The organism is Cryobacterium sp. TS_SC_7, assembly GCF_056156285.1.
In genome coordinates, this window is the sequence record NZ_CM149589.1 from 2,063,137 (window position 1) to 2,080,544 (window position 17,408).

General features: G+C 69.2%; 16 protein-coding genes. 9 read left to right on the forward strand and 7 right to left on the reverse strand.

Features of this window, described 5'->3' with window-relative positions; all coding sequences use genetic code 11:
• Nucleotides 1–10: 10 nt before the first annotated feature.
• Nucleotides 11–1,444 carry a dihydropyrimidinase gene (gene hydA, locus AC0J5J_RS09460; protein ID WP_474897696.1) on the reverse strand — a complete coding sequence of 478 codons (1,434 nt, stop codon included), beginning with the start codon at nt 1,442–1,444 and terminating at the stop codon, nt 11–13.
• Nucleotides 1,445–1,457: 13 nt separating this feature from the next.
• Nucleotides 1,458–2,306, reverse strand: coding sequence for a nitrilase-related carbon-nitrogen hydrolase (locus AC0J5J_RS09465; protein WP_474897698.1), 849 nt, complete (start codon nt 2,304–2,306; stop codon nt 1,458–1,460).
• Between the two features lie 454 nt (nt 2,307–2,760).
• Here AC0J5J_RS09465 and AC0J5J_RS09470 point away from each other — a divergent pair, with 454 nt between their 5' ends.
• From AC0J5J_RS09470 to cofD, 4 genes are all read left to right on the forward strand, one after another.
• Entirely contained in the window at nt 2,761–3,786 is a 1,026-nt protein-coding gene (locus AC0J5J_RS09470; protein ID WP_474897700.1) for a putative F420-0 ABC transporter substrate-binding protein, read from the forward strand.
• A gap of 81 nt (nt 3,787–3,867) precedes the next feature.
• Entirely contained in the window at nt 3,868–4,935 is a 1,068-nt protein-coding gene (locus AC0J5J_RS09475) for a putative F420-0 ABC transporter permease subunit (RefSeq protein WP_474897702.1), read from the forward strand.
• Nucleotides 4,926–5,840 carry an ABC transporter ATP-binding protein gene (locus AC0J5J_RS09480; RefSeq protein ID WP_474897704.1) on the forward strand — a complete coding sequence of 305 codons (915 nt, stop codon included), beginning with the start codon at nt 4,926–4,928 and terminating at the stop codon, nt 5,838–5,840. Before AC0J5J_RS09475 ends, AC0J5J_RS09480 begins: the two co-directional genes overlap by 10 nt.
• Complete coding sequence (gene cofD / locus AC0J5J_RS09485; protein ID WP_474897706.1) at nt 5,837–6,838, forward strand: 2-phospho-L-lactate transferase; 1,002 nt, start codon at nt 5,837–5,839, stop codon at nt 6,836–6,838. The genes AC0J5J_RS09480 and cofD overlap by 4 nt, the downstream gene beginning before the upstream one ends.
• Before the next feature lie 185 nt (nt 6,839–7,023).
• On the opposite strand, the gene cofC is transcribed toward cofD, so the two are convergent.
• The 4 genes from cofC to AC0J5J_RS09505 all read right to left on the reverse strand — a co-directional run bounded on the left by cofC (nt 7,024) and on the right by AC0J5J_RS09505 (nt 11,083).
• A complete protein-coding gene (gene cofC / locus AC0J5J_RS09490) occupies nt 7,024–7,710 on the reverse strand; it encodes a 2-phospho-L-lactate guanylyltransferase (protein ID WP_474897708.1) in 687 nt (228 codons plus the stop codon).
• Nucleotides 7,707–8,624: a coenzyme F420-0:L-glutamate ligase gene (gene cofE, locus AC0J5J_RS09495; RefSeq protein ID WP_474897710.1), complete on the reverse strand. Its 918-nt coding sequence runs from the start codon at nt 8,622–8,624 to the stop codon at nt 7,707–7,709. The genes cofC and cofE overlap by 4 nt, the downstream gene beginning before the upstream one ends.
• A gap of 2 nt (nt 8,625–8,626) precedes the next feature.
• Nucleotides 8,627–9,628, reverse strand: a complete 1,002-nt coding sequence (locus AC0J5J_RS09500; protein ID WP_134423946.1) for a TIGR03557 family F420-dependent LLM class oxidoreductase — start codon at nt 9,626–9,628, stop codon at nt 8,627–8,629.
• Between the two features lie 213 nt (nt 9,629–9,841).
• Nucleotides 9,842–11,083: a sensor domain-containing phosphodiesterase gene (locus AC0J5J_RS09505; protein ID WP_474897712.1), complete on the reverse strand. Its 1,242-nt coding sequence runs from the start codon at nt 11,081–11,083 to the stop codon at nt 9,842–9,844.
• Nucleotides 11,084–11,230: 147 nt separating this feature from the next.
• Between AC0J5J_RS09505 and AC0J5J_RS09510 the strand changes: the two genes are divergently transcribed.
• The 3 genes from AC0J5J_RS09510 to putP all read left to right on the forward strand — a co-directional run bounded on the left by AC0J5J_RS09510 (nt 11,231) and on the right by putP (nt 14,393).
• Nucleotides 11,231–12,067, forward strand: a complete 837-nt coding sequence (locus tag AC0J5J_RS09510; protein ID WP_134423944.1) for an exodeoxyribonuclease III — start codon at nt 11,231–11,233, stop codon at nt 12,065–12,067.
• Nucleotides 12,068–12,123: 56 nt separating this feature from the next.
• Entirely contained in the window at nt 12,124–12,753 is a 630-nt protein-coding gene (locus AC0J5J_RS09515) for an antibiotic biosynthesis monooxygenase (RefSeq protein WP_474897714.1), read from the forward strand.
• Nucleotides 12,754–12,860: 107 nt separating this feature from the next.
• Nucleotides 12,861–14,393, forward strand: a complete 1,533-nt coding sequence (gene putP, locus AC0J5J_RS09520; protein ID WP_474897716.1) for a sodium/proline symporter PutP — start codon at nt 12,861–12,863, stop codon at nt 14,391–14,393.
• A 12-nt stretch (nt 14,394–14,405) separates the two neighbouring features.
• Here putP and AC0J5J_RS09525 read toward each other — a convergent pair whose 3' ends face one another.
• Nucleotides 14,406–14,699 (reverse strand): hypothetical protein, encoded by a 294-nt coding sequence (locus AC0J5J_RS09525; protein ID WP_474897718.1) that lies wholly within the window; start codon nt 14,697–14,699, stop codon nt 14,406–14,408.
• A 222-nt stretch (nt 14,700–14,921) separates the two neighbouring features.
• Here AC0J5J_RS09525 and AC0J5J_RS09530 point away from each other — a divergent pair, with 222 nt between their 5' ends.
• Nucleotides 14,922–16,289 (forward strand): hemolysin family protein, encoded by a 1,368-nt coding sequence (locus tag AC0J5J_RS09530; protein ID WP_474900210.1) that lies wholly within the window; start codon nt 14,922–14,924, stop codon nt 16,287–16,289.
• A complete protein-coding gene (locus AC0J5J_RS09535) occupies nt 16,282–17,322 on the forward strand; it encodes a hemolysin family protein (RefSeq protein ID WP_474897719.1) in 1,041 nt (346 codons plus the stop codon). Before AC0J5J_RS09530 ends, AC0J5J_RS09535 begins: the two co-directional genes overlap by 8 nt.
• The last annotated feature ends 86 nt before the right edge of the window (nt 17,323–17,408 follow it).

The following is a 17,408-nucleotide window of genomic DNA, read 5'->3' on the forward strand; positions in this document are numbered from 1 at the left end:
GGTGTCCCGTCTAGATCAGGTACTGGCTCAGGCCGCGCTTGACGAACCGACCGTCGCCCTTGGCCCCGAGGTAGGCGTTGTCGTCGATGACGATCTTGCCGCGGGAGAGCACGGTGTCGACGTGGCCGTCGATCTCGTAGCCTTCCCAGGCCGAATAGTCCATGTTCATGTGGTGGGTCTTGCCGTTCCCGTTGACGGGCAGGCCGATCGAGGTGTGGCCGTTCGGGTCGTAGATCACGATGTCGCCGTCCGCCCCGGGCTGGATGACCCCTTTCCTGCCGTAGAGGCCGAACATCCGGGCCGGCGTGGTCGAGGTGATCTCCACCCAGCGTTCGAGTGAGATGCGGCCGTTCACGACGCCCTGGTAGAGCAGGTCCAGGCGGTGCTCGACCGAGCCGATGCCGTTGGGGATCTTCGAGAAGTCGCCCAGGCCCAGCTCTTTCTGGCCCTTCATGCAGAACGGGCAGTGATCGGTGGAGACCATCTGGATGTCGTTGGTGCGCAGGCTCTGCCACAGGTGGTCCTGGTGGCCCTCGGCCCGTGAGCGCAGCGGGGTGGAGCAGACCCACTTCGCCCCCTCGAAACCGGGTGCCCCGAGATTCTCCTCGAGCGACAGATAGAGGTATTGCGGGCAGGTCTCACCGAACACGTTCTGGCCCAGGTCGCGGGCGGCGGCGATCTGCTCGACGGCCTGTTTGGCGCTCACATGCACCACATAGAGCGGCGCCCCGGTGAGGTTGGCGAGCATGATCGCACGGTGCGTGGCCTCCTCCTCCAGCTGCCAGGCGCGCGCGACGCCGTGGTAGTAGGGGTCGGTCTTGCCCTGTGCGAGCAGCTGCGCGACGAGCACGTCGATGGCCGGGCCGTTCTCGGCGTGCATCATGGTCATCAGCCCGGTCTCGGCCGACTTCTGCATGGCGCGCAGGATCTGCGCGTCATCCGAGTAGAAGACTCCGGGGTAGGCCATGAACAGCTTGAAGCTGGACACACCCTCGTCGAGCAGCCCGTCCATCGCCTGCAGCGAGTCCTCGTTCAGGTCGCCGATGATCTGGTGGAAGCCGTAGTCGATGGCGCAGTTCCCGGCGGCCTTCTCGTGCCAGGCCGCCAGACCGTCGAAGACGCGCTGGCCGTAGCTCTGCACCGCGAAGTCGACGATGGTGGTGGTGCCGCCCCAGGCCGCGGCCCGGGTGCCGGTCTCGAAGGTGTCGCTGGCGGCGGTTCCGCCGAACGGCAGCTGCATATGCGTGTGCGCGTCGACGCCGCCGGGGATCACGTACTTGCCGGTGGCGTCGATCACGCGGTCGACGGATGCGGCGAGGTCGTTTCCGAGGAGGGCGGAGCCGGGTGCAAGCACGGCGACGATGATCTCGCCGTCGATGAGGACATCCGCCTGCACCCGGCCGGTCGCGCTGACCACGGTGCCGTTCTGGATCAGGGTCTTCATGGCGGGCCCCGGCCTACGGTGCGACGATCGGGCCGTAGGAGTCGGGACGGCGGTCCCGGTAGAACTGCCACGAGTTGCGCACCTCGCGGATGACGCCCAGGTCGAGGTCGCGGATGACGATCTCCTCGGTGTCGGTGGAGGCCACCTCGCCGACGTAGTTGCCGCGCGGGTCGACGAAGTAGGAGCTGCCGTAGAACGTGACAGCCTCGTCGCCGAATTCCTCGGTCTCGGTGCCGATGCGGTTGTTGGCGCCGATGTAGTACTGGTTGGCGACGGCGGCGGCCGGCTGCTCGAGCTCCCAGAGCCGGTTGGACAGGCCGGGCTTGGTGGCCGAGGGGTTGAAGACGATCTCGGCGCCGTTCAGGCCGAGCACCCGCCAACCCTCCGGGAAGTGCCGGTCGTAACAGATGTAGACGCCGATCTTGCCGACCCTGGTGTCGAAGACGGGAAAGTCGGCGTTGCCGGGACGGAAGTAGAACTTCTCCCAGAACTGGGGCAGGTGGGGCAGGTGGTGCTTGCGGTACTTGCCGAGGTAGCTGCCGTCGGCGTCGATCACGGCAGCCGTGTTGTAGAGCACACCGGGCTGCTCCTCCTCATAGACGGGAAGCACGATCACCATCTCGTATTCGGCGGCAAGCTTCTGGAACCGCTCCGTGAGCGGGCCCGGCACGCTCTGCGCGTACGCGTAATACTTGGGATCCTGCACGATGCCGAAGTACGGGCCGTGGAACAACTCCTGGAAGCAGATCACCTGCACTCCCGCTTCGGCGGCCGTGCGCACGAACCCCTCGTGCTTGCGAATCATCGACTCCTGGTCACCCGTCCACGCGGTCTGGGTGATTGCTGCCCGAACTACAGTCATCTTGTCTCCACATTCGCCGGTGATGGAACAACGTCAAGCCGAACGACATTGTCCGTAGTGGTTCTTCTTTCGCGACACGTGCGTTCCTCATCCTGTCGAGCGAATCAGCCGGTGGCAAGGGTTTATCCCCACGGAGGGTCCGGCACACGCGGGTGGTCCGATCATCCGTCACCCCCATGCCCTCCTGTGCCCGCGGCGCCGGAGGCGCTCGCGGCGCCCGCAGGATGGGCCCCGCCGACGTTCTGGCCTAGGCTGAAAGCAGACCGCCGGTTGGCTCTGACCGGTTGCGTCGCCTCTGACTTGAGCGACGGGTCGCCGACACTCCCTCGGTTCCCATTTCTTCTTCTCCCAGCCTCTCCGCTCGCGAAAGCGCAAAATCTGCCCCTTCCGCGACGCCATAAGGGCGCATTCTGCGCTCTCGCGGCCGAGGGTGGGACCGAATCTAGGTGGTTCTGTGAAACTTCAGCCGATGTACCTCATGGCGGTGGGCGCTGCCGCGTCCGCGCTGCTGCTGAGCGGATGCGCCGGGGCGAGTCCCGCTGCCGAGCCCACCGCTGAGCCGGGCGCCGGCACGGGCGCGGGCGCGGGCGCGGGCTATCCGGTCACGATCGACAACTGCGGCACCGACGTGACCGTGGAGGCCGCGCCCGAGCGCATCGTGACGATCAAGTCTTCGACCACCGAGCTGCTGCTCGCACTCGGCCTGGCCGACCGCATCGTGGGCTCGGCGTTCCTCGACGGGCCGCTGCCGGCATCCCTCGACAAGGCCGGCGCCGACCTGAATGTGGTCAGCGACTTCGTACCCGGCCAGGAGGCCGTCCTCGGCCTCACGCCCGACTTCGTCTACGCCGGTTGGGAGTCCAACTTCTCGGCCGAGGGCGTGGGCGAACGCGCGGGCCTCAGCGACCTCGGCATCGGCAGCTACGTCTCCCCCGCGGCCTGTAAGGGCGAGGGGTATATGCCCGACCCGCTCACCTTCGACTCCGTGTTCGACGAGATCACCGAGGCCGGCGCGATCTTCGGCGCCGAGGAGGCCGCGGCCGAGCTGGTCGCCGACCAGCAGGAAACCCTCGCGGCCCTGCAACCGACCGACGACGACACCACCGCGCTCTGGTACTCGAGCGGCACCGACACCCCCTACGTGGGTGCCGGCATCGGCTCGCCCAACATGATCCTGGAGGCCGCGGGCCTGACCAACGTGTTCGCTGACGTGAAGGACACCTGGACCTCGGTGGGCTGGGAATCGGTCGTCGAGGCGAACCCGAGCGTGATCGTGCTCGTCGACGCCACCTGGAACACCGCGGCGTCGAAGATCGCGAACCTCGAGGCCAACCCGGCCACGCAGCAGCTCGACGCCGTGAAGGCGAAGCACTACATCGTGCTGCCGTTCGCGGCCACCGAGGCCGGAATCCGCAATGTGGAGGCCGCCGCGTCGACCATCGAGCAGTTCGCGGCGCTCGAGCCGTCGACGGTCGGCTAGGGCCGACCCGCGGCCGAGCCGAGCACACCGGCACCCGACCGACAGGGCACGACCGACAGGCAGACAAGGCAGGTGATTCACATGGAGGTGCAGCAGGCGGAGCGAACGGCGGCCCAGCGCCGTCGTGACACCTCGCGCGCCCGCTATCTGGGCTGGCTGGCCCTGTCGGTGCTGGCGCTCGTGCTCACGGCGGGGATCGCCGTGACGATCGGCCCGGCCGACGTGAGACTGACGGATGTCGCCGCGAGCCTGGCCGGGCACCTCGGCCTGCCCGCCGTGGCCGAGGTGGCCCCGCTGACCGACTCGATCGTGTGGCAGCTGCGCCTCCCGCGCGTGCTGACCGCGGCCGCGGTGGGGGCAGGCCTCGCGCTCAGCGGCGCGGTCATGCAGTCGGTGACCCGTAACCCGCTGGCGGATCCCTACCTGCTCGGGCTGTCCAGCGGAGCCTCCCTCGGCGCGGTCTGCGTCATCATCCTCGGCGTGGCCGTGGCCCTGCCCGCCGCCGCGTTCCTCGGCGCGCTGGCCGCCCTCGTCGCCACACTCAGCATCGCCCGGGTCGGCGGCACCATCACCCCCGGTCGCGCGGTGCTCTCCGGGCTGGCGATCGCCCAGCTCGGGGGAGCCGGCACCTCGTTCATCATCTTCTGGGCCGCCAAGGGCGACTCCTACCGGGAGATCCTGAACTGGCTGCTGGGCTCGCTGGCCGGCAGTTCGTGGTCCAGCGTCGTGATCTCGGGCACCGCGCTGGTGCTGGTCGGCAGCGGAATCCTGCTCTCGGCCACCCGCCTGGACGCGTTCACCTTCGGGGACACGGCCGCGGCATCCCTCGGCATCAACGTCAACCGCACCCGGTGGATGCTGCTCGGCGCGGTGGCGCTGCTGACCGGCGCGATGGTGGCCGTGAGCGGGGCCATCGGCTTCGTCGGCCTGATCCTGCCGCACCTCGTGCGCGGCCTGAGCGGGCCGGGACACCGCCGCCTGCTGCCGCTGACCGTCGTGCTCGGCGCCCTGTTCCTGATCCTGGCCGACACGCTCGCCCGCACGGTGTTCGACCCGCGCGAACTGCCCGTGGGCATCATCACCGCGCTGATCGGCGTGCCCGTCTTCATCGTGCTGATCAAGAGCAGGAAGGCCGCCGCATGGTCGTGATCCTCGACCGGGTGTCATTCCGGATGGGCGGCACCCCGATTCTGACCGACGTGTCGGCCGTCGTCCCCACGGGCGCGGTCACCGGCCTGCTCGGGCCCAACGGGGCCGGCAAATCCACGCTGCTGCGCCTGATCGCGGGGCTGGAGACAGCGGATGCCGGCGGCGTAGAACTCGACGGAGAGCACGTCGGCGGGGTTCGCGCCCGGGGAGTGTCGGCGCTGTCGCGGCGGGAAACCGCCCGGCGGGTGGCGCTGCTCGAGCAGAACGCCGCCCCCAGCATCGACCTCACGGTGCGCGAGGTCGTGCTGCTCGGAAGGATCCCGCATCGCAGCCGGGTGCTCGGCAGCTTCGGCGGCGACGACGACCACCGGGTCGCCGAGGAATCGCTGGCCATGGTCGGCGGCAGCGACCTGGCCGACCGGGCCTGGCACACGCTCAGCGGCGGTGAGCAGCAGCGCGCGCAGATCGCCCGGGCGCTCGCTCAGCGCCCGAGCCTGCTCCTGCTGGACGAACCCAACAACCACCTCGACGTGAGCGCCCAGCTCGGGCTGCTCGGGCAGGTGCGCGGGCTGTGCGCCGATCCCGCTGCCGGCACAGGCACAGGCACAGGCCTGACCGCCATCATGGCTCTGCACGATCTGAACCTGGCGGCCGCGTTCTGCGACCAGATCCTGCTGCTCCATCGCGGCCGGCTCGTCGCCGCCGGCACCCCCGAGGAGGTGCTGCGGCCCGCCACCATCGCAGAGGTCTACGGCGTGGACTGTGATGTGATCCCGCATCCGCGCGGCGGACATCCGGTGATCGTGTTCTCGCCGGCGGCGGCGCCCGGGTTCGCACCCGTGACCGCGGCCCCGGCGCTTGCGCCTGCCCTGACATACCACCGGCGCGGAAGAGGACAAGCATGACGACCATCACGGTTCTGGCCGGAGGCATCGGCGGCGCCCGGTTCACCCGCGGGCTGCTGCAGCACCTAGCGGACACCGAACCGGATGCGACGGTGACCGTGATCGTGAACACGGGAGACGACATGTGGCTCGACGGGCTGCGCATCTGCCCCGACCTCGACACCGTGATGTACACCCTGGGCGGCGGCATCAACGAGGAGCAGGGCTGGGGGCGGCCGGAGGAGTCCCGCCGCGCCTCCGCAGAGATCGCCGCCTACGGGCGCGGCTGGTCCTGGTTCACGCTCGGCGACCTGGATCTGGCCACGCACATCGTGCGCAGCGACCTGCTCCGGAACGGGGCCACTCTGAGCGAGGCCACCGAGTTCCTCTGCCGCCGCTGGCAGCCGGGGGCCCGGCTGCTGCCGATGAGCGACACCCCCGTCGAGACACATGCCCGACTGGCTATGGATGCGGATGAGCACCGGGCGGGCGAGCTGATCCACTTCGAGGAGTGGTGGGTGCGCTACCGCGCAGGCGTGCCGGTGACCGAGTTCGTGCAGGTCGGGCTCGAGTCCGCGGTGCCCGCGCCCGGGGTCGTCGACGCCATCCTGACTGCCGACCTGGTCATCCTGCCGCCGTCGAATCCGGTCGTCTCGGTGGGCACGATCCTGGCCGTTCCGGGCATCCGCGACGCCCTGCGCCACACGAACGCCGCCGTGGTCGGCGTCTCGCCGATCATCGCGGGCTTCGCCGTGCGCGGCATGGCCGACGCCTGCCTGCACACCATCGGTGTGCAGACTTCGGCCGAGGCCGTGGGCCTGCACTACGGCTCCCGGGCCGCGAACGGCGTGCTCGACGCGTGGCTGGTGGACGAGACGGATGCCGGCGCGCTGCCGGCGCTGGCGGCTGCCGGCATCCGTGCGGTCGCCGTGCCGCTCTGGATGCGCGATGCGCCCACGACGAAACGGCTCGCAGCCGACACGCTGGACCTTGCCCGCGGCACCCTCGCGGTGGTCTGAACTGCGGCGGCGGGCCACAGGGAGCGCCCGCGGCGGCGGTAGCGCCAGGGCCTCTTCGACGTCATGCCGCAATCGGCATGCACGGAAGGTCGGAGATTTTCGCGACACGCCGGTCGCAGCGCCTGCTCAGCCGGCGTGTCCGGAATATCTCCTGCTTTAGCGTCGCAGCGCGGGCAGCGCGCCGGTCAACCGGCGGAAGCCGCCCCGGGACCGTCGACGAGGAGTCGGGTGTGCTCGCCGAGGCCGAGGCGCTGCGCCACGGCGAGATCGGCGGTGGTGTCGACGTCGCATCGGATCGAAACGGATGCCTCCAGCCCGAGCACCACATGGCCGGCGGCCTCATGGGCAGCCCGGGATCCCTCCCCGAACCGAGGCTCGATCGGGATCCCGGCGAGCGCGAGCAGGGTCGTGGTTCCGGTTCCGGCCGCGTCGGGCACCAGGCTGCGCTCCCGCGCGGCGGCGAGGTGCAGGGTGCGCTCGACGTCCGCGGGGGTCAGGGCCGGGAGGTCCCCGGTCAGCACCATCAGGTTCGCCAGCGGGAGTCGTGCGCGTGCCGCCGCAAGCCCGGTGCGGATCGCCGCGTTCATCGGGCCTGCACCCTCGCGGCCTTCCTCGGAGACCGACGCTACCGGCCCGCCGTCACCGGTCCACCGCTGCTCCGGCACGATCTCCGCGCCGAGAGCCGCGAGCCGGGTGGCGAGTGCGTCATCGGCGGTGACCACCAGCACCCGGTCCACCCCGCGTGCCGCGAGCAGAGCCGCGACCGTGTCGAGGGCGAAGGCATCCGCCAGTCCGGCCCGGTCGGGCCGGTCGCCGAGCCGGCTCTTCGCCCCGGGGTTGCCCTTCACCGGCACGATCGCCACCCAGCTCATTCGGTGACGGATGCCGGGTCGCCGACGGCAGCGCCCGCCGCGGCTCCGGCCGAGGCCGCGGCCAGCCCTGCTGCAGCCAGACCTGCCGCGTACCCGTCCGCGAAACCTTCCGCGCGACCGTCCGCGAAACCCTCCGCGTGAGCCTCAGCGCTCCCCAGCCGGAACATGTCGTTCTCGCTCGGGCGCAGCAGCCGGGTCGCGCCGGGGGCATCCGCCTCGCCCGGCCCGGCGCTCGGCTCGAGCACGAGGCGCCCCAGCCCGCGCACCACGGCCACGGGGTTGCCACTGGTCTTGCCCTTCACGAGGTCGGCGGCGCCGGCGATCTCGTCGGCCACGGCCGCGACGGTGACGAAGAGGCGGCGGCCGAACGCGTCATCCGTGCCCCGGAGGTCATCGAGCACCGCCACGCCGGCCGCGCCGATCGCGATGTCGGTCTGGCCCTCCCGCCAGGGGCGGCCGACGGTGTCGGTGATGATCACGCCGAGGCGCAGGCCCGTGCGCTCGCACAGGGCGGTGCAGAGCGCGCGCGCGGAGGCGTCGGGGTCGACGGGCAGCAACAGCACCGTGCCGTCGGGGGTGTTGCTCGCGTCGACGCCGGCTGCGGCCATGACGAGACCCTGCCGGTTCTCGACGATGCGCGTGACCCCGCCCGGGAATGCACGGGTGGCCACCACCCGCACGGTCTCGTCGGTGATCGCCTGCTCCCGGTCGGCGGCGGCAACCTGCCGGCCCTCGGCCTTGGAAATGATCTTGCTGGTCACCGCCAGGATGTCGCCATGCTCGAGCCGGGACCCGGCCGCACCCGCGATGAGCGCGGCGAGATCGTCGCCGGCGACGATCTCGCCGATGCCCTCGAGCACGAAAACGCTCACCGCGGTGGTGGCAGGCCGCTCGGCGGACACCGGTTCCGTCACGGCTAGCGCACGAGTTTCGGCAGCACGTCGCGGCCGAACACGTCGATCCACTGGCGCTGGTTGCGTCCCACGTTGTGCAGGTAGATGCGGTCGAAGCCGAGGTCGACGAACTTCTGAATGTACGCCCGGTGGTCGTCGGGGTCGGCCGAGATGATCATGCGGCCCTCGAAGTCCTCGGGGCGCACGAGCTTGGCGATCTGCTCGAATTCGAACGGTGAACGGATGTCCGCCTTCGGGAACTTCATTCCGCCGTTCGGCCATTCGACCAGGGCGTTCCGCATGGCTTCCTCGTCGGTTTCGGCCCAGCTCATGTGCAGCTGCAGCACCTTGGGCATGGCGGCCGGGTCCTTGCCGGCGTCGCGGGCACCGTCGTCGAACTTGCCGAACAGCATCGAGATCTTCTCCAGCGGGGCGCCGACCGTGATCAATCCGTCGGCGTGACGGCCGGCGCGTTTCGCGGTGACCGGGCCGGCCGTGGCGACGAGGATCTCCGGGGCCACCTCGGGCATGGTCCAGAGCCGGGTCGACTCGAGCTTGTAGAACTGGCCGGAGTGCTTGACGTCTTTGCCGGCGATGGAGGCGGTGAACAGCTTCGAGATGATCTCGATGGCCTCGAACATGCGGTTGATCCGCTCCGGGGCTTCCGGCCAGTACTGGCCGACGATGTGCTCGTTGAGCGCCTCACCGGAGCCCAGGCCCAGCCAGTGCCGTCCGGGGTACATCGCAGCGAGGGTCGCGGAGGCCTGGGCGACCATGGCCGGGTGCCAGCGGAAGGTGGGCGCGGTGACGCCGGGGCCGAGGTCGCCCCTGGTTCGCTCACCGATCGCGGCGAGCACGCTCCAGACGAAGGAGGATTCCCCCTGGGCGGGCACCCACGGCTGGAAGTGATCAGCCGCCATCACCCCGGTGAACCCGTGTTCCTCGGCGTAGGCCGAGAGGGCCACCGCCTCCGCGGGGGCGAACTGCTCCAGCATTGCCGCATAGCCGATCTGCAAATCCGTCATCGGAACCGCCCCTGCCCTTGTCGTCGTGAGCCTCAATCCTGTCACTTCAGCCTCCGAGAACGCCCCTCCCCACCCAGAAACCCGGTGCCCACTGTTCCCGTTCCGGTCGAGAGTGACCGCCGTAGCGGGCACTCTCGACCGGAACGGGCACTAGGTCGCGGGGCAGGCGGCGTGCGGCATCCGCTCGGCGTCATCCGCGCGGCGACCGACGCGTCAGGCGGGAAGGCGGTTGATCAGGGTGAGGGCGGCGGCTGTGGCGAGCTCGCGGTCATGCGTGACGACGAACTCGTACGAGCCCGCGGCGTGGTTGGAGGGGTCGACCTCGCGGGCGGCCAGGACGGCGGCGAAATCCGCGGTGAGCACCACGATGTCCCACTCGTCGAGCAGAGGGTCGTTCGCATCGATCTGGGCCACGCGGATGCCCCGGCCGCGCTCGAGCGCAGCATCCCCGGCCATGTACACCGCCACCAGCCCGGCCGTCTCGGCGAGCGCGTCGTAGCGGCGCCGGGTGGCGGGGGTGAGGTTCTGGTGGTTCTGGAAGGTCGACAGCACCACGGCGGAGTCGCCGCTGGCCAGCGCCCGGGACTCCAGGAAGATGCTCATCTCCACCAGCAGCGCTCGATTCGACAGCCGCGGGGTGCGCCTCGGCGCCACAACCTCGAACGGGGTGCCGCTCGTCGGCAGTGAGACCGAGGGGCCGGCAGGGAAGACGATGCCGGCGAGGGCGGCCGCGTTCGGCACATCAGCCTCAGGGCGGCCGAAGAGCCAGCCCTGCCCGTACGTGGCCCCGAGAGCGAGAGCGGTGACCCGGTGCTCGTCGGTCTCGATGCCCTCGGCGAGCACCACGGCACCGGTGCGCTCGGCGTGAGCGGCGACGGCGCTCATCACCCGGGCTGCATCCTGGTCGGGGCGCTCGCGGATGAGCGCCATGTCGAGCTTGATCAGGTCGGGAGCCAGCAGGGGCAGCAGGGCCAGCGAGGCCGGGTCGGCGCCGAGATCGTCGATGGCGATGCGGTAGCCCATCGACCGCGCTCGGTCGATGGCGTACAGCAGTCCGGACGGGTCATTCATCAGGGCACGTTCGGTGACCTCGAGAACAGCGGCGGCCTGCGGATGGGGCGTGTCGGCGAGGTCGGCTCGGCGCAGCGATGCGGGCTCCACATTGACGAGCAGCGAGTGCGCGGCGGTGAAGCCCAGTTCCGTGGCGGTGCGGATGCTTGTCAGCCAACAGGCCAGGTCGAGATCGTTGACGAGGCCGAGCTCATGCGCGCGATCGAAGAGTGCGGCCGGATTGTGGAACACGGTGTCGACCGGCCCCCGGCTGAGGGCCTCGTAGGCCACGACGGTGCCGGAGTCGAGCTCGACAACGGGTTGGAACCTGGTGCTGATCAGTCGATCAGCAAGAATCTGAGTGAACAGGGCGTCAGACGTGCGCGCCTCAACTGTCGCCCCCACAGCGTCCCCCCATCCGCGCCGGGGCGCGATCCTCGTCAGTCTAGCGACGCACCCGCGGGCTGCGCGTGCGGCGTGCCGGAGCGTTCCCGGCCGAGTGCGGCGTTGTGAGACATCCGTTGCGGGACATCCGTCAAATAGGCTGGACGAATGCGCATCGCCACCTGGAACGTGAACTCCATCCGCGCCCGAGTCGGCCGGGTGGTGGACTGGATGGTGCGCGAGGACATCGACGTGCTCGCGATGCAGGAGATCAAGTGCAAGCCCGAGCAGTTCCCGGCGCAGGCCTTCGAGGACGCCGGCTACGAACTTGCCATCCACGGCCTCAGCCAGTGGAACGGCGTGGCCTTCGCCAGTCGCCACGAGATGACGGATGTCGCCACCGGCTTCCCCGGCATGCCCGGCTTCCTGAAAGGTCAGGAGGGTCCCGGCCTGCCGCTCGAGGCCCGGGCACTCGGCGTCACGGTGGAAGAGCTGCGCTTGTGGAGCCTGTACGTGCCGAACGGACGCGCCCTCGCCGACCCGCACTACGCCTACAAACTCGACTGGCTGGCCCGCCTCCGAGAGCATGCCGCCGCCGAAATCACCGCCGATCCGCACCTGGCCCTCGCCCTGATGGGCGACTGGAACGTGGCGCCGCTGGACTCCGACCAGAACGTCCCCGGGCTCATCCCCGGGCTGTCCACCCACATCTCCCCGCCGGAGCGGGAGGCCTTCCACGCCTTCGAGACCGAGGGGTTCACCGACGTGGTGCGCCCGCTCGTTCCGGAGGGGTTCACGTACTGGGACTACAAGCAGCTCGCCTTCCCCCGCAACGAGGGCATGCGGATCGACTTCATCCTCGGCTCCCCCGCCTTCGCGGACCTGGTGACCGCCGCGAGCATCCACCGCGCCGAGCGCAAGGGGGATGCTCCGAGCGACCACGTGCCCGTGGTCGTGGAGCTGACCCTCGAGGGCGAGGACGACGACCGTCCGATGATCTTCTAACCTGCCCGAAACGTCCCGGCAACTTCCCGCGCGGGTGCAGCCGCGATACTTGCAGAATGTCTTCCGTACCCCCGGGGAACGCCAAAGGAACGCCACAAGCGCGCCCGGCGACCTCCGTCACCGTCTCCGTCACCCGCCGCGTCGAACCGACCCGCATCCCCGAAGCCACCCGCTGGGCCCAGCGGGGCATGGACATGGCCAGCGAATTCCCGGGTTTTCTCGGCTCGGGCTGGGTGCGCGCCACCGCCGATTCCCTCAGCTGGCACATGCTCTACCGCTTTGCGACCTCCGAGCAGCTGGATACCTGGGAGGGCTCCGAGGAACGCGCCCACTGGCTGATCGATGGCCACGACCTCATCCTCGACGCCCGGGTGGAGAAGCGCACCGGCATCGAGGGCTGGTTCGACGCCCCCGCCTCCGACGATGACGACGTCAATGCCACACCGTCGTTCCAGGTGCCGCGCTGGAAGCAGGCCGTGAGCATCGGGATGGGCTTCTTCCCCGCCAACCTGACCTTCACCCTGCTCGCAACGTGGCTCATCCCGGGCTGGCACGACGTGGACATCCTGCCCAAGATCCTGGTCACCACGTTCGTGATGGCGCCGGCCATGACCTTCCTGGTGATGCCCCAGATCACCCGGATGCTGCGCCCCTGGCTGATGCGGCGGCCCGCCTCCCGACCCTGACGCCCCGTTTAAGGGGGGTGCATTTGTCTGTGATACTTGGCCACTGCCCCGCCCGCACTCCGGGCATCCGTATGCCCGCACCCCGGGCATCCGAATAAAGGACTCCAATGACGGATCAGACCTTCCAGCTCGTAGCGATTACTTTGTATCTCGCCGCCATGATCGCGATCGGATGGTTCGCCTTCCGGCAGACCAAGGATCTCGACGACTACATGCTCGCGGGCCGCGGCCTGAAGCCCGGAACCGCGGCGCTGAGCGCGGGCGCGTCGGACATGTCCGGCTGGCTCCTCCTCGGCCTCCCGGGCGCCATCTACGTGTCCGGTCTGGTGGAGGCGTGGATCGCCATCGGCCTGACCATCGGTGCCTGGCTGAACTGGAAGTTCGTGGCCCCACGGCTGCGTTCGTACACGCACGTTGCCAACAACTCCATCACCATCCCGAGCTTCTTCGAGAACCGGCTCAAGGACACCTCGCGCCTGCTGCGCTCGGTCTCCGGCGTGATCATCCTGGTGTTCTTCACGTTCTACGTGTCCTCCGGCATGGTGGCCGGCGGTGTGTTCTTTGAGAACTCCTTCGGCTCCACCTTCCTGACCGGCATGCTGATCGTCGCCGGGGTCACGCTGCTCTACACGCTGTTCGGCGGGTTCCTCGGCGCCACTCTCACCGATGTCGCCCAGGGCATCCTGATGCTCGTCGCGCTCGTCGTCGTGCCTCTGGTTGCCCTGGGCGCCACCGGCGGCGTGACGGCCACCCTCGACTCCCTCCGCGTCGTCAACCCCGACCTGCTCTCCCTGACCGCCGGTGGCTCCGTCCTGGGCGTCATCTCCGCCGCGGCCTGGGGCCTCGGCTACGTCGGCCAGCCGCACATCATCGTGCGCTTCATGGCGCTGCGCAGCCCGCAGGACGCCAAGGCCGGGCGCCGGATCGGCATCGGTTGGATGATCCTGACCGCCCTCGGTGCCGTCGCCACCGGGCTGATCGGCATCGCCTACTTCCAGCAGAACCCCGAGCTGACCCTGGAGAACCCGGAAACGGTCTTCCTTCTGCTCTCGCAGATCCTGTTCCACCCGTTCGTCGCCGGTCTCGTGCTGGCCGCCGTGCTCGCCGCCATCATGAGCACGATCTCGTCGCAGCTGATCGTCTGCTCCTCGGCACTGGTGGAGGACCTGTACAAGATCGTCGGCAAGAAAGACGCCTCGCCGAAGCAGCTGATCATGCTCGGGCGCCTCGGCGTGCTGCTCGTCGCGCTCGTCGCCGGTCTGATCGCCCTGGGCCGGGATGCGACCATCCTCGAGCTGGTCGGCTTCGCCTGGGCCGGGTTCGGCGCGGCTTTCGGTCCCGTGGTGCTGCTCTCCCTGTACTGGAAGAAGCTTTCCACGTGGGGCGCCCTGGCCTCCATGGTCACCGGCGCCGTCGTCGTCTTCGCGTGGGGCAACTCGCCGCTGAGCGCCACCCTGTACGAGATCGTCCCGGGCTTCATCGCCAGCCTGCTGGTCGCCGTGGTCGTCTCCCTGCTCACCCACAAGCCGTCCACTGAGATCGACGCCGAATTCGACGCCGCCGTGGCCCAGGCCCATGACGATTACCGGGCGCCCGAGGCACCCCAGGCAGCGGAGAGCGGGGCAACGCGCACCCGGTAGCGCGCTGGGGCATCAGCCGGGCGGTTTGGACATCCCGAGCTCGTTGACCGGCTCCTCCCGCGGCTCCGGCTGATGCCCTGCCGGGCAGTGCAGAATCGCGTTCGGGGTGGTGTGATCGATGCTGTGCTCGGCCATCGGCCGACCGCACACCGGGCACACCGCCGCCCCGATACTCGTCACGACGTCGTTGTACGGCCCCAGATTCGCCGGGCCCATCGCGCGCACCAGCTTGCCGTTCATCCACTCGATGAAGTGCACATAGCGGGCGCCCAGGCCATGCCCGTGGGCACCAGTGTCCTCGTTCATGCCGACAGAGTAACGCCGCTCGGGGCTCGGGCACAGGCACGCAGCCGGCAACCACCGGCATCACGGCCACCTGACGACGACCGGCGGCGCGACCGGCACCGACGGTTTCCCAGCCACGGTCACGGGCCGCCCGATACTCTGAAAGCACAATGGACCCTGATAAACCCTCGCCCATCCAGCCCCACCTCGACATCCTGCCCCCGAATCTGAGAGGGCCCCATGCTGTTTGAGTGGGCCATGGTGGGGGTCGGCCTGCTCCTCACCGTCGGCACGGGCATCTTCGTCGCCGCCGAGTTCTCCCTGGTCACCCTCGACCGCAACGAGCTCGAGGCCCGGCGGGAGCGCGGCGAGAAACGACTCGGCCCGACCATCAAGGCGCTGAAGATCACCTCGACGCACCTGTCCAGCGCGCAGCTCGGCATCACCCTGACCACCCTGCTGACCGGGTTCACCTTCGAGCCCGCCATCACCTCGTTGCTGACCGGGCCCCTCGAGGGCGCCGGCGTGCCCGAGGGCCTCGTTCCGGTGCTCGGCGCCGTCATCGCGATTTCGGTGGCGACACTGTTCTCCATGGTGATCGGTGAGCTCGTGCCGAAGAACTTCGCCCTGGCCGTTCCCCTGGCCACCGCCAAACTCGTCGTGCCACTGCAAGCGGCGTTCACCACGGTGTTCAAGCCCGTCATCCTGCTCTTCAACAACACCGCCAACGCCCTGATCCGTCTGGTCGGTATCGAGCCGAAGGAGGAGCTCTCCGGCGCCCGCAGCGCCGAGGAGCTCAGCTTCCTCGTGCGCCGATCGGCCCTCGAGGGCGTGCTCGACAACGACCACGCGGCGATGCTGCACCGCACCCTCCGGTTCGCCGACCACACCGTCGACGACGTGATGACCCCCCGGGTGCGGATGTCGTCGGTCAAGATCACCGACACCGCCGCAAGCATCGTGGCGCTGTCCACGGCCACCGGCTACTCGCGTTTCCCGGTGATCGACAGGGATTCCGACGACATCGTCGGGGTGCTGCACGTCAAGGCGGCCTTCGCTGTCGCGCTTGCCGAACGTGACCGGGTCACGGCGGACGAGCTGAAGGTGGAGGCGCTGCGCGTGCCCGAGTCGATGGCCGTCGACACGCTCCTCGGGATGTTGCGTAAGCAGGGCTATCAGATCGCGGTCGTCGCCGACGAATACGGCGGAACGGCCGGCATCGTCACTCTCGAGGACCTCGTCGAGGAACTTGTGGGTGAACTGGAAGACGAGCACGACCGGGCCAGGGCCGGAGCCATCCGAACGGGTCGTTCCGTGGTGTTCGACGCTGCATGGCGTCCGGACGAACTCTTCGATCGCACGGGTGTCACCGTGCCCGAGGACGGCGACTACGAGAGCGTCGGCGGTTTCATCGCCGACCAACTCGACCGCATTCCCGAACTGGGCGACGAGGTGCCCGTCGACGGGGGCATCCTGCGCATCGACCGGGTCGATGGCGTGCAGGTTCAGCGCGTGCGCTACACCCCCTCAGACCCGGAGCATGACCCGAGCCTGGCCACCAGGCACGACCGAATCGTCACCCGAATCCAGAAGGACCTGATCCATGAGTGAGTACTGGCCGGGCCTGATCTGGCTCGTCGTGCTGTTGATCGTCAACGCGTTCTTCGTCGGCGCAGAGTTCGCCGTGATCTCGGCCCGCCGGTCCCAGATCGAGCCGCTCGCCGAGCGCGGCAGCAAGGCCGCGAAAACGACCCTCTGGGCGATGGAACACGCGACCCTGATGCTGGCGACCAGCCAGCTGGGCATCACCGTGTGTTCGCTGCTCATCCTGAACGTCTCCGAACCGGCCATCCACGGGCTGCTGGAGTACCCGCTCGCCCTGACCGGGCTGTCCGAGGGCGCGATCAGCGTGGTCGCCTTCGGAATCGCCCTCGCCCTGGTGACATTCCTGCACGTGGTGTTCGGCGAGATGGTGCCCAAAAACATCTCCTTCTCCGTGCCCGACCGGGCCGCGCTCATCCTGGCGCCGCCGCTCGTGCTCGTGGCCCGCATCTTCAGCCCCGTGATCGTCAGCCTGAACTGGCTTGCGAACGGGGTGCTGCGCCTGTTCAAGGTGCAGCCGAAGAATGAGGCGACCAGCGCATTCACCCTCGACGAGGTGGCCGGCATCGTGGAGCAGTCCACCCGCGAGGGCATGCTGTCGGATGCCTCGGGCACCCTCTCCGCCGCATTCGAGTTCACCTCGAAGCGAGTGTCCGACGTGGAGGTGCCGATAACCGACATGGTCTGCCTGCCGGCGTCCGCGTCGCCCGCCGACATCCAGCAGGCGGTCGCCCGCCACGGGTACTCCCGCTACATTCTCACCGACAGGGATGGCGAGCCGACCGGCTACCTGCACCTGAAGGATGTGATGGACCTCACCTCGGGGAACAGGTTCACGCAGCCGGTGCCGGCCAAGCGCATCCGCCGCCTGGCGACCGTGTTCCGGGACAGCGAGCTCGAAGACGCCCTGGCCTCGATGCGTCGCCTCGGCGCGCATGTCGCCACGTCGTACGACTCCGAGGGCGTCGCCACCGGCGTTCTGTTCCTCGAGGACATCATCGAGGAACTCGTCGGCCAGGTCGACGACGCCACCACCGTGTAGGTGCTCCGAGCATCAAGTCCCGGCCGACCGTCGAATAGGCTTGTCAGTATGGTGGCAACGCGTTTCGGGCAGAACGCCCCCGAGCC